Origin of the sequence: Bibersteinia trehalosi USDA-ARS-USMARC-188 (assembly GCF_000521725.1) — a bacterium.
Classification (GTDB): Bacteria; Pseudomonadota; Gammaproteobacteria; order Enterobacterales; family Pasteurellaceae; genus Bibersteinia; species Bibersteinia trehalosi.
On the sequence record NZ_CP006954.1, the window covers coordinates 857,163 to 878,750 of the forward strand.

Annotated in this window: 28 protein-coding genes; 23 read left to right on the forward strand and 5 right to left on the reverse strand. The window is 40.8% G+C overall.

Annotated elements, in window-relative coordinates:
• The first annotated feature begins 124 nt into the window (after positions 1–124).
• From corC to F542_RS04090, 4 genes are all read left to right on the forward strand, one after another.
• Positions 125–1,015: a CNNM family magnesium/cobalt transport protein CorC gene (corC, locus tag F542_RS04075; RefSeq protein WP_015432789.1), complete on the forward strand. Its 891-nt coding sequence runs from the start codon at positions 125–127 to the stop codon at positions 1,013–1,015.
• A complete protein-coding gene (gene lnt / locus F542_RS04080; RefSeq protein WP_015432788.1) occupies positions 1,012–2,532 on the forward strand; it encodes an apolipoprotein N-acyltransferase in 1,521 nt (506 codons plus the stop codon). The genes corC and lnt overlap by 4 nt, the downstream gene beginning before the upstream one ends.
• A gap of 129 nt (positions 2,533–2,661) precedes the next feature.
• Entirely contained in the window at positions 2,662–3,237 is a 576-nt protein-coding gene (gene rpoE / locus F542_RS04085) for an RNA polymerase sigma factor RpoE (RefSeq protein WP_015432787.1), read from the forward strand.
• 26 nt (positions 3,238–3,263) lie between these two features.
• Positions 3,264–3,863 carry a sigma-E factor negative regulatory protein gene (locus tag F542_RS04090; protein WP_015432786.1) on the forward strand — a complete coding sequence of 200 codons (600 nt, stop codon included), beginning with the start codon at positions 3,264–3,266 and terminating at the stop codon, positions 3,861–3,863.
• A 45-nt stretch (positions 3,864–3,908) separates the two neighbouring features.
• Here F542_RS04090 and F542_RS04095 read toward each other — a convergent pair whose 3' ends face one another.
• Positions 3,909–4,610 (reverse strand): 3-deoxy-D-manno-octulosonic acid kinase, encoded by a 702-nt coding sequence (locus F542_RS04095; protein WP_015432785.1) that lies wholly within the window; start codon positions 4,608–4,610, stop codon positions 3,909–3,911.
• Positions 4,611–4,724: 114 nt separating this feature from the next.
• On the opposite strand from F542_RS04095, the gene folE reads away from it, so the two are divergent.
• The 5 genes from folE to ruvC all read left to right on the forward strand — a co-directional run bounded on the left by folE (position 4,725) and on the right by ruvC (position 8,044).
• Positions 4,725–5,381 carry a GTP cyclohydrolase I FolE gene (gene folE / locus F542_RS04100; protein ID WP_015432784.1) on the forward strand — a complete coding sequence of 219 codons (657 nt, stop codon included), beginning with the start codon at positions 4,725–4,727 and terminating at the stop codon, positions 5,379–5,381.
• On the forward strand, positions 5,381–6,166 hold the full coding sequence (gene truA, locus F542_RS04105) for a tRNA pseudouridine(38-40) synthase TruA (protein WP_025266964.1): 786 nt from the start codon (positions 5,381–5,383) through the stop codon (positions 6,164–6,166). Before folE ends, truA begins: the two co-directional genes overlap by 1 nt.
• A gap of 1 nt (position 6,167) precedes the next feature.
• Complete coding sequence (gene nudB, locus F542_RS04110) at positions 6,168–6,605, forward strand: dihydroneopterin triphosphate diphosphatase (protein WP_015432782.1); 438 nt, start codon at positions 6,168–6,170, stop codon at positions 6,603–6,605.
• 42 nt (positions 6,606–6,647) lie between these two features.
• Positions 6,648–7,388: a YebC/PmpR family DNA-binding transcriptional regulator gene (locus F542_RS04115; protein ID WP_015432781.1), complete on the forward strand. Its 741-nt coding sequence runs from the start codon at positions 6,648–6,650 to the stop codon at positions 7,386–7,388.
• A gap of 77 nt (positions 7,389–7,465) precedes the next feature.
• A complete protein-coding gene (ruvC, locus tag F542_RS04120; RefSeq protein ID WP_025266965.1) occupies positions 7,466–8,044 on the forward strand; it encodes a crossover junction endodeoxyribonuclease RuvC in 579 nt (192 codons plus the stop codon).
• Between the two features lie 34 nt (positions 8,045–8,078).
• Here the strand turns inward: ruvC and ubiH are convergent, their stop codons facing one another.
• Positions 8,079–9,272: a 2-octaprenyl-6-methoxyphenyl hydroxylase gene (ubiH, locus tag F542_RS04125; protein ID WP_015432779.1), complete on the reverse strand. Its 1,194-nt coding sequence runs from the start codon at positions 9,270–9,272 to the stop codon at positions 8,079–8,081.
• A gap of 17 nt (positions 9,273–9,289) precedes the next feature.
• Positions 9,290–10,333 carry a selenide, water dikinase SelD gene (gene selD / locus F542_RS04130; RefSeq protein WP_081601338.1) on the reverse strand — a complete coding sequence of 348 codons (1,044 nt, stop codon included), beginning with the start codon at positions 10,331–10,333 and terminating at the stop codon, positions 9,290–9,292.
• A 113-nt stretch (positions 10,334–10,446) separates the two neighbouring features.
• On the opposite strand from selD, the gene F542_RS04135 reads away from it, so the two are divergent.
• Both F542_RS04135 and F542_RS04140 read left to right on the forward strand, forming a co-directional pair.
• On the forward strand, positions 10,447–10,881 hold the full coding sequence (locus tag F542_RS04135) for a type II toxin-antitoxin system RatA family toxin (RefSeq protein WP_015432776.1): 435 nt from the start codon (positions 10,447–10,449) through the stop codon (positions 10,879–10,881).
• Entirely contained in the window at positions 10,871–11,158 is a 288-nt protein-coding gene (locus F542_RS04140) for an RnfH family protein (RefSeq protein WP_025266967.1), read from the forward strand. Before F542_RS04135 ends, F542_RS04140 begins: the two co-directional genes overlap by 11 nt.
• Here F542_RS04140 and F542_RS04145 read toward each other — a convergent pair whose 3' ends face one another.
• Positions 11,159–11,710, reverse strand: a complete 552-nt coding sequence (locus tag F542_RS04145; protein WP_015432774.1) for a methylated-DNA--[protein]-cysteine S-methyltransferase — start codon at positions 11,708–11,710, stop codon at positions 11,159–11,161. It lies immediately after the preceding gene.
• A 59-nt stretch (positions 11,711–11,769) separates the two neighbouring features.
• Positions 11,770–13,044 carry a porin gene (locus tag F542_RS04150; protein ID WP_015432773.1) on the reverse strand — a complete coding sequence of 425 codons (1,275 nt, stop codon included), beginning with the start codon at positions 13,042–13,044 and terminating at the stop codon, positions 11,770–11,772.
• A gap of 235 nt (positions 13,045–13,279) precedes the next feature.
• On the opposite strand from F542_RS04150, the gene F542_RS04155 reads away from it, so the two are divergent.
• From F542_RS04155 to F542_RS04210, 12 genes are all read left to right on the forward strand, one after another.
• Positions 13,280–13,564, forward strand: a complete 285-nt coding sequence (locus tag F542_RS04155) for a YfcZ/YiiS family protein (RefSeq protein WP_015432772.1) — start codon at positions 13,280–13,282, stop codon at positions 13,562–13,564.
• A gap of 124 nt (positions 13,565–13,688) precedes the next feature.
• Positions 13,689–14,135 (forward strand): Fe-S cluster assembly transcriptional regulator IscR, encoded by a 447-nt coding sequence (gene iscR / locus F542_RS04160; RefSeq protein ID WP_015432771.1) that lies wholly within the window; start codon positions 13,689–13,691, stop codon positions 14,133–14,135.
• Between the two features lie 22 nt (positions 14,136–14,157).
• Positions 14,158–15,378 (forward strand): IscS subfamily cysteine desulfurase, encoded by a 1,221-nt coding sequence (locus F542_RS04165; RefSeq protein ID WP_015432770.1) that lies wholly within the window; start codon positions 14,158–14,160, stop codon positions 15,376–15,378.
• Between the two features lie 116 nt (positions 15,379–15,494).
• Positions 15,495–15,878, forward strand: coding sequence for a Fe-S cluster assembly scaffold IscU (gene iscU, locus F542_RS04170; protein WP_025266968.1), 384 nt, complete (start codon positions 15,495–15,497; stop codon positions 15,876–15,878).
• A gap of 109 nt (positions 15,879–15,987) precedes the next feature.
• Positions 15,988–16,311, forward strand: a complete 324-nt coding sequence (gene iscA, locus F542_RS04175) for an iron-sulfur cluster assembly protein IscA (RefSeq protein ID WP_015432768.1) — start codon at positions 15,988–15,990, stop codon at positions 16,309–16,311.
• 9 nt (positions 16,312–16,320) lie between these two features.
• On the forward strand, positions 16,321–16,842 hold the full coding sequence (hscB, locus tag F542_RS04180; protein ID WP_015432767.1) for a Fe-S protein assembly co-chaperone HscB: 522 nt from the start codon (positions 16,321–16,323) through the stop codon (positions 16,840–16,842).
• 131 nt (positions 16,843–16,973) lie between these two features.
• On the forward strand, positions 16,974–17,609 hold the full coding sequence (locus F542_RS04185) for a DUF2625 family protein (protein WP_015432766.1): 636 nt from the start codon (positions 16,974–16,976) through the stop codon (positions 17,607–17,609).
• A 76-nt stretch (positions 17,610–17,685) separates the two neighbouring features.
• Entirely contained in the window at positions 17,686–19,539 is a 1,854-nt protein-coding gene (gene hscA / locus F542_RS04190; RefSeq protein ID WP_025266969.1) for a Fe-S protein assembly chaperone HscA, read from the forward strand.
• A 131-nt stretch (positions 19,540–19,670) separates the two neighbouring features.
• Positions 19,671–20,036, forward strand: coding sequence for an Imm51 family immunity protein (locus tag F542_RS04195; protein ID WP_025266970.1), 366 nt, complete (start codon positions 19,671–19,673; stop codon positions 20,034–20,036).
• 17 nt (positions 20,037–20,053) lie between these two features.
• A complete protein-coding gene (fdx, locus tag F542_RS04200; protein ID WP_015432763.1) occupies positions 20,054–20,395 on the forward strand; it encodes an ISC system 2Fe-2S type ferredoxin in 342 nt (113 codons plus the stop codon).
• Positions 20,395–20,589 (forward strand): Fe-S cluster assembly protein IscX, encoded by a 195-nt coding sequence (gene iscX / locus F542_RS04205; RefSeq protein ID WP_005711410.1) that lies wholly within the window; start codon positions 20,395–20,397, stop codon positions 20,587–20,589. The genes fdx and iscX overlap by 1 nt, the downstream gene beginning before the upstream one ends.
• Before the next feature lie 94 nt (positions 20,590–20,683).
• Positions 20,684–21,565, forward strand: a complete 882-nt coding sequence (locus tag F542_RS04210) for a D-alanyl-D-alanine carboxypeptidase family protein (RefSeq protein ID WP_025266971.1) — start codon at positions 20,684–20,686, stop codon at positions 21,563–21,565.
• Positions 21,566–21,588: the final 23 nt, after the last annotated feature.

Below are 21,588 nucleotides of genomic sequence, written 5' to 3' on the forward strand. Positions count from 1 at the left end.
TTGTGTCAAAAACCTGTGTATCCTATGCTAATTTCAATGAAATAGAAAGTAACAAAAGGTCGCTTGTCGATTTTTTTATAAAATTGTGATACTTTTCGCAAGTTTTGTTTTTTTGAGTAATGTTATGAGTGATGATCAGCAGGGAATCGTTTCCCAAGAAAAGAAATCTTTAATTAAATCGCTATTTGGCGGTTTATTCCAACAAGAGCCGAAAAATCGTGAAGATTTGGTAGAGGTGATTCGGAACTCAGAAGAAAATGAGCTTATTGATAGTGACACCAAAGAGATGATAGAAGGTGTGATGGAAATTTCAGAATTGCGTGTGCGCGATATTATGATTCCACGTCCACAAATCGTCTTTATTGATGCAGAACAGTCACTTGATTCTTGTCTTGATGTGATTATTGAATCAGCCCACTCTCGCTTCCCCGTAATTCGTGATGGCAAAGATACCATTGAAGGTATTTTATTAGCAAAAGATTTGCTGAAATTTTTACGTTCTGATTCAGAAGCCTTTGAAATGGATGGAATTTTGCGCCCTGCGGTTATTGTGCCGGAAAGTAAGCGGGTGGACAGAATGCTTAAAGAATTTCGCTCTGAACGTTTTCATATGGCTATTGTTGTTGATGAATTTGGTGCGGTATCAGGCTTGGTAACGATTGAAGATATTTTAGAGCAAATTGTTGGCGATATTGAAGATGAGTTTGATGAAGACGAAATTGAGCCGATTCGTCAGCTTTCGCAACATACTTATGCTGTATTAGCTTTAACTAATATTGAGAAATTTAACGAACTGTTTGCGGTAGAATTCAATGATGAAGAAGTAGATACTGTTGGTGGTTTGGTCATGCAAGCTTTTGGGCATTTACCAAAACGTGGCGAAGAAATTGAATTGGGGGGAATGGTGTTTAAAGTTACCTCGGCAGACAGTCGCCGTTTAATTCAATTACGAGTAACCGTGAGCGATGAACAACTTGCTCGAATGGAACAACAAGATAAGCCGAGCGAAGAATGAATTTTGCAAAAAAATCGATGAAAGCAACCGCTTGTTTAAGCGGTTTCCTTTTTGGGGGGATAGGCTTATTTGCTTATTCCCCGTTTGACTATTGGATAGTCAGCTTTATTTCAGCAATTGCGTTAATTTGGATCGCAACTTTGCCACAAAAAGCGGCAGCACTACTTGGCGTATTGACTTGGGCAGTGAGCTATTTTGCTATTGGTGTGAATTGGGTGCATGTTAGTATGATTCAATTCGGTGGCGTACCTGAGATTGTCAGTTATTTAGCAGTGTTACTATTGGCTATTTATCTTGCATTTTATCCGCTTTTATTTGCGTATGTTATCCAACGCTTTAAATTGATAAATCCTTGGAGTATTGCTGCAATTTGGACGTTTAGTGAATATTTACGCGGTGTGATTTTTACTGGCTTCCCGTGGTTACAGTTTGGCTATAGTCTAATTGATAGCCCATTTTCTGGTATTGCGCCTATTCTTGGGGTAGAAGGGCTAACTTTTTTGGTTATGCTAATTAGTGGTTATATGGTGCAGTGCCAGCGACTTTTTGCAAATAAAGCCTCAAATTTCACCGCTTGGTTAGCCATGTGTGGCGTTATATTCATGGCTATTTTGAGCCAATTTATCATATGGGTAGCTCCAGATGAAAGCAAAGAAAGCAAACTGATTAGCTTAGTGCAAGGTAATATTGAACAGCGGATGAAATGGAATCCTGAACATTTTGATCACACCATTAGAACCTATGAGAGCTTAATTGGTGAAGTAATGGGGAAAAGTGATGTGATTATTCTGCCAGAATCGGCAATTCCCGTGTCTGAAGCTCAGATTTCGCCATTGCTTGAACAATTGCATTGGGTTGGAATGAAAGCTGGCAGTGAGCTAATTATGGGCACTTTGTATCAAAATTCGCATGGTTTATTTAATAGTGCCGTGGTGCTTGGTAATAGTGAATATCCCTACTCATTAGATACCTCTTTACGTTTTAACAAGCATCATCTTGTCCCTTTTGGTGAGTATGTCCCCTTTGGCAATTTACTTAATTGGATGCGCGAGGTTTTTGTATTGCCGGTAAATCTTGCGCAAGGTGATTTTATTCAGAAACCATTATTTGCAGGGCAACGTCAATTTAATACAGCCATCTGCTATGAAATTATTTTTGGTGATCAAGTACAGCAAAATCAAAAAGCTTACGCAGCTGATTATCTATTAACGATCACCAATGATGCGTGGTTTGGTGAGAGTATTGGGCCTTGGCAACATTTTCAAATGGCGCGAATGCGGGCATTGGAGCTGGGCAAGCCTTTATTACGTGCTGCAAATACAGGGATCACTGCTTTTGTTGGCGCAAATGGGCAAATAGAACAACAAGCACCACAATTTGAGACTTTGGTATTAAGCCAAGAGGTTAAAAGTTATCAGGGACAAACACCATTTGCATTTTGGGGCAATTGGGCGATTTATGGTTTGAGTTTATTGGTTATACTGTTTGAAATAGCTTATAGACGTAAATTTAGGTAAATTTTTTGTTTGTTTTTTAGGCATTTGAAACGTGTTAATGAACTTTCTTGACAATCAACACACTAAGCAAGCGTGCGTTAAGATAGTTAAGATGCGTTAAAACGTAGTAAGTTAGGAGAACGCAAGATAATGAGCGAGCAAATCGCCGATCAGGAATTAGTAGAACGTGCGCAAAAAGGGGATAAAAAAGCGTTTAACTTGTTGGTAGTACGTTACCAAAACCGAGTAGCAGGGCTGCTAACCCGCTATGTTGCACGAGATGATATTCCTGATATTGTGCAAGAATCTTTTATTAAAGCCTACCGTTCATTAGAGTCTTTTCGAGGGGAAAGTGCTTTTTATACATGGCTTTATCGAATTGCAGTAAATACTGCAAAGAATCATTTGACAGCAATGGGACGACGTCCACCTAAAGAAGATATTCTTGCGGAAGATGCAGAAAGCTACGAAAGCGGCGTGCATTTACGTGAAGCAGATACACCAGAGAATTTGGTTTTATCTGAAGAATTAAAACGGGTGGTGTTCGAGACGATTGAAAATTTACCCCCAGAATTAAAAACAGCCATTACCTTGCGTGAGCTGGAAGGTTTAAGTTACGAAGAAATTGCTGAAACGATGCAGTGTCCTGTTGGCACTGTTCGTTCGAGAATTTTCCGTGCCAGAGAAGCAATTGATGCTAAAGTCAATCCACTAATGCAGGGTTAATAAATTTAAAACTATTGGAGTTATCTATGCAACAACGTGAAACTTTGTCTGCCTATATGGATGGACATGATGTTAACGGAGAATTTACAGACACTTTGTGTGCCAGTTCAGAATTACAGCAGAAATGGGCAGACTACCACGCAATTCGTAGCATCATGCGTGGAGAAGAACAGTTGCTTGGTGCAGATTTTTCGGCAAAAATGGCAGCACTAATTGAAAAAGAAGAAATCGAAATCGCAGTGGCAGGTGATATTAATGCTACAACTGAGAAACCACGAGGTTTATTGCTGCAATTAAAACGTTGGAGCACGCCACTAATGCAAGCAGGTATTGCCGCGTCTGTTTGTTTTGCTGCAGTTGTAGGCGTAAACCTAATGAATGCAGAAAACGAGGTCGCTCAAGTGGAACAGCCTGTGTTACAAACGCTCCCATTTAGTAATTCAGTTCAGCCGGTTAGCTACAATTCACCTGCTTCAGAGCAACCAACTGTAGAGCAAATCGAGGCTCAGCAACGCCGAGTAAATGCATTATTACAAAATCATGAGTTGCAACGTCGTACGCATTTAAATAACGATAATTCCAAAGAACAAACTGCTGAAGTAGATAAAGTGAAATTACAGCAGTAATGTGAGAAATCCCCTAATTACTCAAATGGTAATTAGGGGTTATTTTTAGCGGTAATAGCCTTGTTCTAAGGCTTGCCAGTTTTCTGAATTAAAATAAATATGCAATCGTTCCTGTTCTTTATTAAATGAACGTAATAAGCGCGCTAAATTAGCTTGTTTCCACTCTTGCCCTGCTTGAATTTGGCATTTATCAAAATCAATCAACCAAAATTTCCCGCTTTCTTTCTCCCGCAAAATATTATGAATGTTAAGATCAGAATGATGCACTTGGTGATCGTGTAATTGGCGGATCAGCTGCCCTATCTGTTGATAGTCTTCATTTGTTAAAGGTTGTAATTGCAATAGTTGGCTAAGATCCTGTGTGTCAGCAATTTTCTCCAGTAAAATATCAGCTTGATAGCACAGTGGTGAGCGTTGAATTTTTACTGCAATGGGTCTAGGTACAGGTAAATTCCATGCTCGCATCTGTGTGAGTAAGTCAAATTCCTGTAACGCTCGTGTCTTATTTAGTGTTTTAAACAGATAACGATCTTTGACAAATTTACCAAATAAGCCCCCACGGTAGTAGTGACGTAAAACTACATCAACCCCGAGTTTATCTTGTGTATACAGAAACCAAGTTGTACCACGCCCTTTTGAAAGGCCTAACAAGCGGTCGGAATTGTCAAAATTTTTGCAATTTAGCAGTTCTTTGATAAAGACCTGTTGCGAATCAGGAACAATATCTGAATTAAATTGATAATACATAGTAAAATTTTTTGGCAGAAATATGCGTGAAATTCTACACTATTTTTTCTTGCTTCGTTGTGTTTTCAAGCTAATTTGATACAATCCAACGCTTTAATTTTTAGGGAATAGCAAATGAACGAAATCTCACTGGAAGCCAAACAGGTTCGGCAAGCATTGGTTGCCAAAGGTATTGAAACACCAACGGTTGCTCTTACTCAGTCTAAAGCCGTACGTCGCGATAAAATTGAACAAAAAATGCGTGACGTATTAGAATTATTAGGCTTAGATTTAAATGACGACAGTTTGGAAGAAACGCCAAAGCGCTTAGCCAAAATGTATGTCGATGAAATTTTCAGTGGGCTAGATTATACGACCTTCCCAAAAATCACCAAAATCCAAAACCGTATGAAAGTCAGCGAAATGGTGTTGGTCGATGATATAACTTTGACTAGCACTTGCGAGCACCACTTTGTCACTATTGATGGTAAAGTTGCCGTTGCATATTATCCTAAAGATTGGGTGATTGGCTTATCTAAGATCAACCGTGTGGTGCAATTTTTTGCTCAACGTCCACAAGTGCAAGAGCGTTTTACGGAGCAGATTTTAACAGCATTTCAAACCATTTTAGAGACGGAAGACGTGGCGGTTTATGTTAAAGCAACCCATTTCTGCGTAAAATGTCGTGGTGTGCGCGATACCAATAGTCAAACGATTACTTCAGCTTATGGTGGAGTCTTTTTGCAAGATCGTGAAACTCGCAAAGAATTTCTTGCCCAAATCCAAAAATGATGAAAATTGCACTCGGAATTGAATATGATGGTAGCCGCTATTTTGGTTGGCAACGCCAGCAAGAAGTGGCTTCAATACAGCAATGTTTGGAAGAAGCGTTAAGCAAAATTGCTAATGCACCTTGCGAAGTTTTTTGTGCAGGGCGAACTGATGCAGGCGTTCACGGCACGGGGCAAGTGGTGCATTTTGAAACGAATATAGAACGTCCACTCAAAAGTTGGTGCTTTGGCACAAATGCACATTTGCCTGAGGATATTGCGGTAAAATGGGCAGTGGAAGTACCTGAGGATTTTCATGCTCGCTTTAGTGCGACAGCTCGTCGTTATCGCTATATTATTTTTAATCACCGCTTGCGTAGTGCTATTTTACCTAAAGGAATTTCACATTATTATCATGACTTAGATGCAGAGAAAATGCACCAAGCCGGACAATTTTTACTCGGGGAAAATGATTTCTCTAGTTTTCGTGCAGCGCAATGTCAATCACATACACCATGGCGTAATGTGCACCATCTTAATGTTTGGCGACAAGGACATTATATTATTGTGGATATTCAAGCGAATGCTTTTGTGCATCATATGGTGCGTAATATTGTTGGCAGTTTGATTGAAGTTGGGCAGGGACGACAACCAATAGAATGGATTAAATGGCTGCTTGAGCAAAAAGATCGTACATTGGCTGCCCCAACTGCCAAGGCAGAAGGATTATATCTAGTGGATGTGAGTTATCCTGAACAATTTTCCATACCTAAAAAAACTTTAGGGCCTTTATTTTTAGCCGATTAAGATGAAATATAAAAATCCCCATTCTGTGTTAGTCGTGATTTATGCCAAAAATAGTGGACGAGTATTGATGCTACAACGCCAAGATGATCCTGATTTTTGGCAATCTGTCACAGGTTCGATTGAAGAAGGGGAACTGCCGTATCAAACGGCCATAAGAGAAGTGGCTGAAGAAACGGGAATTGATATTATCGCTCAAAATTTGAGCCTTTATGATTGTAAACAGAGCGTGGAATTTGAGATTTTCCCGCAATTCCGCTATAAATACGCCCCTGAAATTACACATAATACAGAGCATTGGTTTTTATTAGGCTTGCCTAATGAAATTGAACCACAATTAAGTGAACATTTAGCCTATCAATGGCTATCCGTTGAGGCGGCAATTGTTCTTACCAAATCTCCGAATAACGCACAAGCGATGGCAAAATATTTGCCAATATAGGCCGCTTGTCTGAAATTTCAAACAACAAATTAAGGAAACAAAATGGCAGGTCATAGTAAGTGGGCTAACATTAAACACCGCAAGGCGGCACAAGATGCACAACGCGGTAAAATTTTTACTAAATTAATCCGTGAATTAGTTACCGCTGCAAAATTGGGCGGTGGAGATGTTTCTTCTAATCCACGCTTACGTGCGGCAGTGGATAAAGCGCTTTCAAGCAATATGACACGTGATACCATCAACCGTGCAATTGAGCGTGGTGTGGGTGGTGGTGATGACACCAATATGGAGACCAAAATCTATGAAGGTTATGGTCCTGGTGGCACAGCAGTCATGGTGGAATGTTTAAGTGACAATGCAAATCGTACCATTTCACAAGTGCGCCCAAGTTTTACCAAGTGTGGCGGTAACCTTGGAACAGAGGGCTCAGTTGGTTATCTCTTTAGCAAAAAAGGTTTAATTTTGATTCTTTCTGCGGATGAAGATGCACTTACTGAAGCCGCAATCGAAGCGGGTGCTGACGATATCCAACCTCAAGAAGATGGTAGCTTTGAAATCTATACCGCTTGGGAAGATTTAGGCTCAGTGAAAGATGGCATTGAAGCAGCTGGTTTCAAGATTGAAAACGCTGAAGTAACAATGATTCCATCCACTACCGTTGATTTAGATGCAGAAACTGCACCGAAATTATTAAAACTGATCGATATGCTGGAAGATTGTGATGATGTGCAAAATGTCTATCACAATGGTGAGATCAGCGATGAAGTTGCAGCGTTGCTGTAAGTATCAAAATAGATAGGGAATTAAGCGGTCGATTTGGTAAATTTTTTTACAAAATCGACCGCTTGTTTATTAAAAATATGGCAATTATTTTAGGCATTGATCCTGGTTCTCGTGTGACCGGCTATGGTGTTATTCGGAAAAATGGGCGACAACTGGAATACTTAGGCAGTGGCGCAATTCGTACTGCTGCAGATGATTTACCGACACGTCTAAAGCGGATTTATGCTGGCGTAACAGAGATTATCACCCAGTTTCAGCCAGAGATGTTCGCCATTGAACAAGTATTTATGGCAAAAAATGCAGATTCTGCTCTCAAGCTTGGGCAAGCTCGAGGTACGGCGATTGTGGCGGCGGTGAATCATGATTTGCCGGTATTTGAATATGCTGCACGTTTAGTAAAACAAACGGTAGTGGGGATTGGCTCAGCGGATAAAATACAGGTACAAGATATGGTTACTCGTATTTTACAACTCTCCGCTACACCACAAGCTGATGCGGCAGATGCACTTGCTATTGCGATTACACATGCGCACTCAATACAACATTCGCTCACGGTCGCGAAAAGCAGTAGGCAAAAAATAAGCTCCGAGAAAGAGCAAGTCCTCGCTTTGATGAAAACTCGCTATAGCCGTGGTCGCTTTCGTTTAAAGGGTTAGCATCATATTATTTAGATGAAAAGCCCTTATTGATTTACCAACCTAATGCTTGATGTGCCGCCTGCTTTCTCAGTGTGGCGCAGTGTGATAAGCCCACCAAACCTAGGTTGCGCAAAATTTGCACAGGTAAACAATCGCTACAAAAGAGTGAAATTAAACCATTTGTGTTTTGCATAATACGAGTTTGATCTTGATTTCTGGCTTGTTCATACTGATTGAGCAACGTAAATTCGCCAATATCTTGTCCTTGGCTAAAAGCCTTTCCGACTAATGTTGCCAATTCAAAGAGATCTCGCATTCCCAGATTAAAACCTTGCCCAGCAACAGGGTGGATCTGCTGTGAGGCATTACCGACAATAGCTAAGCGGTGGTGCACATGCGTTTCAGCTTTTTGCAAAGTAAGTGGGTAAATAAAGCGTTGGCTCACTTTTTCAAATCGCCCTAGCTTCCAGCCAAATTGCTGTTGGAGTGCCGATAAAAATTGTTCATCATTCATTGTCATTTGTACAGAAGGATCTTTCACACACCATACTAATGACATTGTTCTAGCGGTTAAAGGCAGCAGGGCGAAAGGGCCTTGCGCAGTAAAACGTTCAAAAGCTTGTCCATTATGTGGGGTGCTTAATTGTACATTAGCAATAATTGCGGATTGTTGATAATCCTGTAGCTGTTTCGTTTCAACGCCACACAGTTTAGCGAGTTGTGATTGAATGCCATCAGCAGCTACCAGCAGCTGGCAGCGAAGTTGTTCACCAGAGATTAAGTCTAAATAGCACTCCTGTGCATTGCGTGTGACATTTTGTACAGTATCTGGGCAAAAATATTGAATATTGGGCTGTTGAGCAATAATCTCGGAGAGCTTCTCGCCCAATTTAGCAAGTTCGACTACTACCCCCAGTTTAGTTAATTTCAGTTCGGTAGCAGAGAGCATCGTTTTGCCAAAATGCCCTTGATCGGAAACGTGGATTTGTTGAATATCGGTGGCAATCTTACTGAGTTCTGCATTTAAATTCTCGCTCGCAAGCGGTTGAATTTGCGCTAATTTTTGCAAAGAACCGTAGGCAAGCGCGATCGAACGCGCATCAAATCCTCCTTGTTCGGCATAGTTGGGTAAGGATTTTTCAATAATTGCAATGCACAATTTGTGCTTGGTTGCAGAGCTGAGTGCTAAGGCGAGAATAGAGCCTGTAGTCGCGCCGCCGACAATAGCAATATCAAATGATTGCATAATATATTCCCGTAACGTTATTTCACGACAATTAGCGGTGAATGATTATTTGGCGCTAATAATTTTCCAACATGATATAGTGGCACCTTATGTAATTTTGCAAGATTTTGCACATTTTCTACCGCTTGAGGACGTACGGCAATCAGCAGCCCACCGCTTGTTTGGGGATCACATAAAATCGCTTTTTGCTCATCATGCATGGGGGAAATTAAATGCCCATAGCTATCGAAATTACGATTTGTTCCACCAGGAACTGCACCTAATTCAATATATTCTTTTACGCCATCAAGCGTTTGAATTGCAGCAAAATTGATTTCAGCATGTAAATTTGAGCCTAGGCAAATTTCACTTAAATGCCCAAGTAAGCCAAAGCCTGTTACGTCTGTCATCGCAGTGATTTCATCCACTTTAGCAAATTCTGCACCAATGACATTCATCTCACACATTGCATCTCGGGCAAGGTTTTTATGCTCAGGCTTAAGTTTGCCTTGTTTTTCTGCGGTAGTTAGAATGCCAATACCAAGAGGCTTAGTCAAAAATAGTTCACAACCAGCCTCGGCAGATGCATTACGTTTAACTTGCTTGGTGGAAATCATACCCGTAACGGCTAAGCCAAAAATAGGTTCTGGATTATCAATCGAATGGCCACCAGCCAATGCAATCCCTGCTTGGCGGCAAGCAAAACGCCCACCTTCAACAATTTGTTGCGCCACTTCGGCAGGCAATTTATTGATCGGGAATCCTAGAATAGCAATCGCCATTAGCGGTCTCCCACCCATCGCAAAAATATCACTAATTGCGTTGGTTGCGGCAATTCGCCCAAAATCAAACGGGTCATCGACAATCGGCATAAAGAAATCAGTGGTGCTTACGATGGCTTGTCCGTTGCCGATATCATACACTGCTGCATCATCAGCGGTGTCATTTCCGACTAATAAATTGGGGTCAAAAAAAGGTTCAAGTTGGCTGTGTAAAATAGTCCCTAACGCCTTAGGAGATATTTTACAGCCTCAACCTGCGCCATGGCTGTATTGGGTAAGCTTAATCGGTTGTTCTAACATGATGAAATAAAGCAGAAAAAATTGCTGAGATTATACCCGATTTGTAAAAAATTGGCAGTTTTTACCCGCTTGTAATGCTAAACTAACGCTATTTATTCACCCATTAAAAAATTATGCCTAGTGTTAATCAATCCGCCTTAGTGGGCTATAGCGCCGAGCAGATGTACCAGCTCGTCAATGATTATGAAAAATATCCACAGTTCTTATCTGGCTGCATTGGAGCAAAAACCTTAAGTTTAGGGGAAAACGAGCTCAATGCGGAATTAGTCATTCAAAAATTGGGTATTAGTCAGCGTTTTAGTACACACAATACGATGATACCGAATGAAAGAATTACAATGCAGCTATTGGAGGGCCCGTTTAAGCAATTGAGTGGTGCTTGGACATTTGAGCCATTTGATGAGCAGAGCTGCAAAATTAACTTAATGTTAGAGTTTGAATTTGAAAGCCCTTTGGTGGCAATGGTGTTTGGCAAAGTATTTAATGAGCTGACACTTAAAATGGTGAATGCATTTAAACAGCGTGCGAAAGAGGTGTATGGTGTCTAAGAAAATTAATGTCGAGGTAGTATTTGCTTATCCGGAAAAATTTTTTTTAAAAAAATTGGTTCTAGAGCAGGCTGTTAGTGTTCAAAATGTGATTTTACAATCGGGAGTATTAGAAAAATATACAGAGATCGACTTACGCGAAAATAAGGTAGGTATTTTTAGCCGAACAGTAAAATTAACCGATTTGGTTGAAGATGGCGATCGGATCGAGATCTACCGCCCATTAATTGCTGATCCTAAAGAGATGCGACGTAAACGGGCGGAAGGTAAAAAGTAGTTACCACTTTTTATGTTTTGGCTTCACAAACTCAATACCTTTATCTTGATATTGAATGCCTTCTAATTGTAGTAGGTAGCGTTTATTTGGTAAGCCACCGCCGAAGCCAGTTAAGCTATGATTTTTACCCAGTACGCGATGGCAGGGAATTAAAATTGAGATAGGATTTCTGCCAACCGCTCCTCCAACTGCACGCATGGCATTGGGCTTACCCAGTTTTTGGGCAATTTCACCATAAGTTATGGTGTTGCCGTAAGGAATTTGGCGGAGCTGCTGCCACACAGCTTGTTGAAAGTTTGTACCCTGTGGAGCAAGAAAATCAAGTTGGCTGAAATCTAAAGTTTCTCCGGCAAAATAGCGGTCTAAAACCGCACCAGTTTTGCAAAAAACTTGCCAAATTTCACCGCTTGTTGAGCTTGCCGGCAGAAAACTTTCTAATGAGGTTGTTTGTTGTTCTTGCTCAAATTCGATATAAATGAGTTTATCGTGCTTGGCAAGGAGCAATAATCTGCCAACGGGCGAGGTGTAGTAGTGGTAATAAATCGTGTTCATCGTGTTTAAAAGATAAAATAAAGGCGTGTAGTGTACACGCCTTTTGCTTTATGATGAAATTAGAAGCTGTAGTTTAGGTTTAAACCATAAACGTTAGCAACAGATTTTGAAGTATATTTGCCGCTATAAGTCGAGCTAGCTACGCGGTGTGATTCGGTAAATGATACTCGGCTACCACGAACATGCGCGTATGCTGCATCAATAGATAAATCTGGCGTGAAACGGTAAGTTGCACCTACAGCATACCAAGTACGATCTGCATCAGGGATTGAAATTGATGGCGCATTGACACTTGCGCTCTCATCAAAGGCAATACCTGCACGTAGTGTTAATGCATTGGTTAAATCATAAGATGCCCCTAATGCAATACGTGATGCATCGCTGAAGTTTTCTTCTTTGTGGAAACGATCCACGTCATTTGCTGTCGCGCGTAATTCTTTGAATGAACTCCAATCGGTACGTTTGTAGCTATATTGTACGGCAAATTTATCCGTTAATTTGTGATAACCTGAAATTTCCCAGAATGCGGGTAATTCAAGATTTAAGCGAGCATCAATTTCTGCGCCACCAGTTCCACCTAAAGCGGTAAATACACTTGGAATTTGGTTTGAGTATTTGCCGTTGAATTTGATTTTAACTGGCGAATGGTAAGCGAAACCTAAGCGGTTATTTTCATTGATTTCATACATTAAGCCTGCATTCCAACCAAATTCCCATTCCTCACCTTTCATATGGCTTAAGACAGTGTTACGTTGAATACCGTATTGAGCGTAGAGTGCTGAAACATCGCCGGCATAACGGTTAAGTTTTGCTTTAGCATGAACTACATTGGCACCAGCACCAATGCTAAGACCGTAACCCAGCTTATAAGCTGCACTTAAGTTGTAGTTTGTAGCCGTTAATTCAGTGTTACCACCAAAGATACCTGCGCTATATTGATCATTAAAGTCTGATTTCAGACCATAATTCACATTTAAACCACCACCGATAACAAAACGATCAGTAACTGGTGCAACAAAATAAACAGTTGGAATTGTTGCAACCGGAATGACGTTTTTATGATCGGAATTATTGCCGAAAACAGTTGTACCTTCTACGTCAGAATCCACGTTTACATAGATAGCACCAGCAGAAACTTGCGCTTGTTTGAATAATGTCATTAAGGCTGGATTAGTCGCAACAACAGAGGCATTATCAGCTACTGCTGCATTACCTGCATAAGCTAAACCTAAACCTGAAGTAGATACTTCTGCTAATTGGAATGCTGCCGCATTCGCGCCAGCCGCGGTGAATGTTACAAGAGATGCAAACACTGTTTTGGTAAATTTTGTCATTTAATCTATCCTTAAAAAAGCGAAGCAGTAAAAATTACCGCCTTCTTACAATAAAAAACGGGCGGATTGTAAAGAGCAAGCGCTTGGCAATCAATGAAATTTTGCAAAAAAATAAAGTGTTCCGACCAGTTAAAGGGAACTTTTATTTTTTGGATATAAGAATTGTGAAAAATTGAATTTCAAGCATGATAAGAGTAAAATGGCGCGATCGATTTAATTTTATGGAGAGCGCAAAATGAGTGAATGTAAACTTAGCGAAACCCCAGCTTGTTGTTGTGTTGATGTGGGCACTGTGATCGATAATAGTGATCGAACTGTTGATTTTTCTCAAGTCTATTCGAGTGAATCTGAAGCACGAGATGCGTTAGATTATTTAATTAGTAAAGCTCGAGCCGCTGAATCCGAACCTTGTCGAATTGAAAGCGATGTTCAGCCTGTTGAAAATGGTTATTTAGCAACAGCGCATTTTGAATTTGCTTACCAAGTTGAGGCTATGATTTTCCAACTTTCAACACGTTAAATAATTTCTTAGGAAATTTCCTATTTTATTTATTTGTGAAACCTTTCAAAATACCCCACTAAATTCTTGACTAATTTAGTGGGGTATATCAGAATTTCCATCGTTTTTTATGTAGGTCTGTATTATGAAATTAACTTCTCGGGGTCGTTATGCCGTGACGGCAATTTTAGATATTGCACTACACGGTAAGACCTTACCTGTAAGCCTGGCAGACATATCCGAACGCCAATCTATCTCTTTATCTTATTTAGAGCAGCTTTTTGCTCAATTACGCCGTGATGGTATCGTGCATAGCGTGCGGGGACCTGGTGGCGGATACCAACTAGGTAAAACGCCAGAAGAGATTAATGTCGGTATGATTATTCAAGCAGTGAATGAAAGTGTTGATGTTTCTAAGTGTAAAGGAAATGGTAATTGCACTAATAATAGCCGTTGTTTAACACATTCGCTGTGGGAGCGTTTGGAAAACCAAATTGAACAATATCTACATACCATTACTCTTGCAGAGCTGGTAGAGGAGAATCGTGATCACGATTGTGAAAAATCACATTGCCATGATCACCATCACTAAGATTTTTTAGTTAGGAGCAACAATGAAATTACCTATTTATTTGGACTATGCTGCAACTTGCCCAGTGGATGAGCGTGTAGCAAAAAAAATGATGGACTATATGACCAAAGAGGGCGTGTTTGGTAACCCTGCATCACGCTCGCACAAATTTGGTTGGGAAGCAGAAGAAGCAGTAGATATCGCTCGTAACCAAATTGCTGATTTAATTGGTGCAGATAGCCGTGAAATTGTGTTCACTTCTGGCGCAACTGAGTCTGATAACCTTGCAATCAAAGGGGCGGCGCATTTCTATCAAACCAAAGGTAAACACATCATTACCGTGAAAACCGAACATAAAGCGGTATTAGATACTTGCCGTCAATTAGAGCGTGAAGGTTTTGAAGTGACTTATCTTGAACCAGAAGCAGACGGCATTATTGATTTAGCAAAATTTGAAGCGGCAATTCGTCCAGATACGATTTTAGTCTCTGTCATGCACGTGAATAACGAAATCGGTGTTATCCAACCAATCAAAGAAATCGGTGCAATCTGCCGTGCGAAAAAAATCATTTTCCACGTGGATGCAACGCAATCAGTGGGTAAAGTGCCGGTAAATGTACAAGAATTAAATGTAGATTTAATGTCTTTCTCAAGCCACAAATTATACGGGCCAAAAGGTATCGGCGGTTTATATGTTTGCCGTAAGCCACGTGTACGCTTAGAAGCGATTATTCACGGTGGTGGTCACGAGCGTGGTATGCGCTCAGGGACATTGCCTGTTCACCAAATCGTGGGTATGGGCGAAGCATATCGCATTGCAAAAGAAGAGATGGCAACCGAAATGCCACGCATCAAAGCATTGCGTGATCGTTTATTAAACGGCTTCAAAGATATGGAAGAAGTTTATATCAACGGTTCTATTGAAGAAGGCAAGCGTGTTGATTCTAACCTTAACATCAGCTTCAACTTCGTAGAAGGTGAATCAATGATGATGTCATTAAAAGACATCGCAGTATCATCAGGTTCTGCTTGTACGTCTGCGAGCTTAGAGCCATCTTATGTACTTCGTGCGTTAGGTTTAGATGATGAATTAGCACACAGCTCAATCCGTTTCTCTCTTGGCCGTTGGACAACCGAAGAAGAAATAGATCACACCATTGAAATCGTGAAAAAAGCAGTAAACAAACTGCGTGAACTTTCCCCACTTTGGGAAATGTTTAAAGACGGTGTAGATCTATCAAAAATTGAGTGGAATCACCATTAATTTGTGCGGGCGTACCAACGCCCCTACAAAATAAATCTTAATGGAACGTATATATTTACGTTCGTAATATAATGTAGGGGCGTATGTCATACGCCCGATAAAAAAGGAATATCAAAATGGCATACAGCGACAAAGTAATCGATCACTATGAAAACCCACGCAACGTAGGTACAATGGACAAGGATGCTCTAGATGTAGGTACGGGGATGGTGGGCGCTCCTGCTTGTGGTGATATCTTACGTTTACAAATTAAAGTAAACGATAGCGGCATTATTGAAGATGCGCGTTTTAAAGCATATGGCTGCGGCTCTGCTATCGCATCAAGCTCATTGATTACTGAATGGGTAAAAGGGAAATCGCTTGATGAAGCAGCGGCAATTAAAAACAGCGATATCGCAGAAGAGTTAGAACTACCGCCTGTGAAAGTGCACTGTTCAATCCTTGCCGAAGATGCAATCAAAGCAGCAATTGCTGATTACAAAGAAAAACAAGGCAAATAATCGTAGGGGCGGACCGATGTGTCCGCCCGAATGCGTTATTTTTTATGGGCGAACACATTGGTTCGCCCCTACTATTTTCTTCATTTAATTCATTTCAAAAGGACGACTTATGGCAGTAACATTAACCGAAGCAGCAGCAAATCGTGTAAGAACCTATCTAGATAATCGTGGCAAAGGCATTGGCTTACGCTTAGGCGTAAAAACCTCTGGTTGTTCAGGTTTAGCCTATGTGCTTGAGTTTGTTGATGTGTTAAATGAAGACGATAAAGTATTTGAACAACACGGTGTGAAAGTGATCATTGATGAAAAAAGTTTAGTTTATCTTGATGGCACAGAATTGGATTTTGTTAAAGAAGGTTTAAACGAAGGCTTTAAATACAACAACCCAAATGTGAAAAACGAATGTGGTTGTGGCGAAAGTTTCAACGTATAAGGCGGTAAAATGAGTAATCCATTTGCATTATTTGATTTACCTGTGCAATTTCAATTAGATAACGCTCAACTTTCAGAGCGTTATCTTGCCTTACAAAAACAGCTTCACCCAGATAATTTCTCTGCTGCAACCGCCCAAGAGCAACGTTTAGCAATGCAGAAATCCGCAGAAATTAATGATGCCTTGCATATTTTGAAAGATCCCATTTTGCGAGCGGAAGCGATCATTGAGTTAAACACAGGTGAGCAAAAAGATCTGGAAAAACAAAGCACTAAGGATATGGCATTCTTAATGCAACAATTAGAATGGCGTGAGACATTGGAAAGCATTGAATCTGCAAAAAATGAAGCAAAATTGACCGCTTTCCAACAAGAAATTGAACGCACTCACAAACAAATTCTTGGGCAATTAGCGCAATCCCTTGAAAATCAAGAATGGCAAGTTGCTTTTGGCATTTGTGATAAGCTTCGTTTTACCAAGAAATTACTTGCAGAAATTGAAAGAGTAGAAGAGCAGATTTTAGGCTTTTAATTTAGTGTAATTATCGTAGGGGCGGATTTTCTATCAGCCCACAAGCGGTGAATTTTCTCTGTTTATTTGCAAAATTATGATACGGGCGAATATAAAGTCTGCCTCTATGAAATTAAGAATGGTGATAATAAATGAAATCTCTTGAAGAACTCAACGACAAAGCCAATTCTGCTTGGCTGATTATGCAAGACTGGTTTAAAGCTGCGCGTAATCACTATGAAATTCTACCTAAAAATGTTGAAGAAGCAGCAAAACAGTTAATTGGAATGCAACTTTCCACCAAAACGCCTATTGGTGCGGTGATTTACGAAACGGGCGGCATTTTAATTGATCATGGCTGGTTACGTATTTTAGGTTCTGGCAATGAAAAATTACCTCGTGGTTTGTTTGATTGGAATTTTGGCAAAACCTTTGAAGAAAGTGGCGAACGCCCGTTTCATTTATTGATTGCTGATGATGCGGTCGGTGGATACTTTGCGGTAAATGGTGGTGGATTAAGCGAAAAAATCGGTATGGTGCATTATTTCCACCCGAAAAAACAGAAATGGGAAAGTATCGGCTTAAATTATTCGCAATTTATCGGTTGGGCATTAACGGCGGATATTGGGGGTTTTTACCACGATTTACGCCCTGAAAACTGGCAAGAATTAGTCAAAGATCTTAATGGCAGTGAAGTACTGAAATTAGATAGCAACGAAAAGCAATCTATTGAACGCCACTATCAAGCGACTTTTGCTCCTGATGAAATGGGGTATGCAGTCAATTAAGTAGGGTGCAACTTGTTGCACCGAAAAGGGTATAAATTAAATGGTGCAACAAGTTGCACCCTATAAAAGGAACAAAATGGCACTTTTACAAATCTCCGAACCAGGTCAAACTAGCTCCCCACACCAACATAAATTGGCGGTGGGCATTGACTTGGGAACAACAAACTCACTGGTGGCAAGTGTTCGCAGTGGGCAAGCACAGGTTTTATTAGATGATAAAGAGCGTTCGCTGGTGCCGTCTGTGGTGCATTATGGCGAAGCAGAAAAAACATTGGGTTACGAAGCCTTTGCTAAGGCAAGTGGTGATCCGAAAAATACCGTGATTTCAGCAAAACGCTTGATTGGGCGTAGCCTTTCCGATATTCAAACGCGTTACCCGAATTTACCTTATCAATTTGTGGCAAGCGATAATGGCTTACCTTTGATTCACACTGCACAAGGCACGAAAAGCCCGATTGAAGTTTCTGCCGATATTTTGTCTCATTTGAACCAATTTGCTGAGCTACGTTTAGGCGGTGAATTATCGGGCGTGGTGATTACCGTACCCGCCTATTTTGACGATGCCCAACGCCAAAGCACCAAAGATGCGGCACGGCTTGCAGGGTTAAATGTGTTACGTTTGCTGAATGAGCCAACAGCAGCAGCCATCGCTTATGGTTTAGATAGCGGACAAGAAGGTGTGATCGCCGTTTATGACTTAGGTGGTGGTACATTTGATTTATCTATCTTGCGTTTAAGTCGTGGTGTGTTTGAAGTGCTTGCAACCGCAGGCGATACCGCTCTCGGTGGTGATGATTTTGACCATTTGACTGCGGATTGGATTGCCGAGCAAGCAGGCTATAAACCGCAAACCGCAAGTGAACAGCGTGAGCTTTTAACCCTTGCAACTCAAACCAAAGTTGCTCTTTCGCAAGCGGATCAAGTTAGCGTAAATTTTGCAAATCAAACGATTGAAATTAGCCGTTTGCAATTTAATACGCTAATTCAACCGCTTGTTAAGCGTTCATTGATGACTTGTCGCCGTGCATTAAAAGATGCAGGCGTGGAAGCAACCGATGTGCAGGAAGTTGTAATGGTTGGTGGTTCAACCCGTGTGCCATTGGTGCGTGAACAGGTAGGTGAATTTTTTGGTAAAACGCCATTAACCAGCATTGACCCTGATAAAGTGGTGGCACTGGGTGCGGCTATTCAGGCGGATATTTTAGTCGGCAATAAGCCAGACAGCGATATGTTATTACTTGATGTTGTACCGCTTTCACTTGGGATTGAAACGATGGGCGGATTGGTGGAAAAAATCATTCCACGCAATACGACCATTCCAGTGGCGAAAGCACAAGAATTCACGACTTTCAAAGATGGGCAAACCGCAATGACCGTGCACGTGGTGCAGGGCGAGCGTGAATTAGTGGACGATTGCCGTTCGCTCGGGCGTTTTACCTTGCGTGGTATTCCGCCAATGGTCGCAGGTGCAGCACATATTCGGGTCACCTACCAAGTGGACGCAGATGGTTTATTAAGCGTAACCGCAATGGAAAAATCCACCAAAGTGCAGGCATCAATCCAAATCAAGCCATCTTATGGTTTAACTGATGAAGAAGTGACACAAATGATCAAATCTTCAATGGAAAATGCAGGAGCAGATATGGAAGCTCGTTTGCTTGCTGAGCAACGAGTAGAAGCCGATCGTGTGATTGACAGTGTGATTATCGCCTTGCAAGAAGATGGGGCAGAAGTGCTTTCTGTTGAAGAGTTTAAAACGATTGAAGCAGAACTTGCTAAATTGATTGAACTGAAAAAAGGCACAGATCGCTTGGCGATCCAACAAGGTATCAAAGAGTTAGATCACGCCACTCAAGAATTTGCTGCCAGACGTATGAATTTATCTATTCAAAAAGCGTTGGCGGGTAAAAAGGTTGATGAGATTGTGTAAATAATATTTCCCTCTCCCTCCGAAAATCCTACGGATTTTCTCCACCCTCTCCCTAATGGGGAGAGGGGCAGATTTTAGCCTCGTTCAGAGGCTAAAATCAGGGAGAGGGGGGAGGGATAAAGGGGAACAAAATGTCAGACTACATCAAAACCCAACTTTCCGAAAAATTCCGCACCATTGCGGTGGAATTTAATTTGGAAGATAACCGTATTTTTGCGTTAAATGAGCGAATCAATGCGGAGTATGACGAAGCTTATATGAACGGCTATAACTGGGCGGCGTTTTTGCGTGCGTATTTAAGTATTTATCGTCCAAGCCTATTAGAGTTATTAGAAGAAGATCCTGAGCCAGGCTGTTATTATGTAACCTATCCGCTTTCGGAAAAGAGTAAAGAGAAAGCGCAGGAATTGAAAAAAATCATCGTTTATCTAGTGGAACACGAAGAAGAAATTTTAAATTTCATCGGTGAGCATTTAGATAACATTGAATGGGATTAACCAAAAGGAAAACTAAAATGCCAAAAGTTGTATTTTTACCACATCATGAATTTTGTCCAGAAGGTATGGTGATTGAAGCCAATCCTGGGGATAATTTATTAGAGATTGCACATAAAGCAGGGGTGGAAATCCATCATGCTTGTGACTGTTCTTGTGCTTGTACTACTTGTCACGTTGTAATCCGTGAAGGTTTTGATTCGATGAATGAGGCAAGCGAGCAAGAAGAAGATATGCTCAGCAAAGCTTGGGGATTAGAGATGGACAGTCGTCTGTCTTGCCAATGTATTGTTGGTGAAGAAGATTTAGTGGTTGAAATTCCAAAATATAACTTAAATCACGCAAATGAGGCGGCGCACTAATGAAATGGACTGATGTGAGAATGATTGCGGAAAATCTTTACGATATGAATCCCGATCTAGACCCAACCACCGTACGTTTTACTGATATGCACAAATGGATCTGCGAAATGGAAGATTTTGATGATGATCCCGAAGCGTCTAATGAACATATTTTAGAAGCGATTTTGACCATTTGGTTGGAAGAATACGAGTAATATATGATACCGCAAACAAAAGTTTGCGGTTTTTCTTTAGGCTTTTCCTCGGAGATGCTAGAATTCTCACTTTCGTAATTTTCTTTTAACCCGAATGAAAAAATTTTTCCTTCCTTTTCTTGTTGCTTCGTTATTAGCAGGTTGTTCTTCCCAGCCGAGTAAAAATACCAAAAAAACAGCGCCACGTATTAAAGCGACGGCCGCTTATTTGCCTGCAGATAACTCTGCTTATGTTGTATTTGATCTGAACCAAAAAAAATTCTTAGAAGGTAAAGGATTAAATCTTGTGCGGCCAATTGCTTCAGTGACGAAAATTATGACTGCGGTGGTATTTTTAGAAGAGAATAAGCGAGGTCATGCATGCCAAACTCAGATTCTGCCGTCAGATGCCGATTTTATCAAAGGTACAACTAGCCCACTGCCTAAAAATGTCAATATCAGTTGTAATGAGTTATTAAAAGCGATGTTTGTTCGCTCAGATAATTACGCTGCGCATGCCCTTGCTCATGCGACACACTTAAGTAAAGCGCAATTTATTGCACGTATGAACAGTAAAGCTCGTGAGTTGGGAATGATGCAAACCTATTTTGAAGATAGCTCTGGTTTGTCCGCAAATAATGTTTCGACGGTGTCTGATTTAGCCAAGCTATCTGGCTATGCGGCAAGTAAACCACAGATTCAGCAGTTATCAAATTCCCCAGCAGTAAGTGTATATGCGGCAGGACAAAACTTAGCAATGCGTAATACTAATAGTATGGTGCGAGAGCAGAGTTATCCGGCTTTAGTAAGTAAAACGGGGTTTACGCGAGAAGCTGGTTATAATCTTGCTTTTATTGCTCGCAATAGCTGTAATGGCAAGCGCATTGGTGTAGTTAGCTTAAATAATAGTAGTACTTCGGCAAGAACTAGTTTTACAGAATCAATGTTGGCAAAATATCAGTGTCAAGCAAATCCATACCGTAGCTATGAAGGATAAAAAAACGCCCTGTTCAAGCTAGT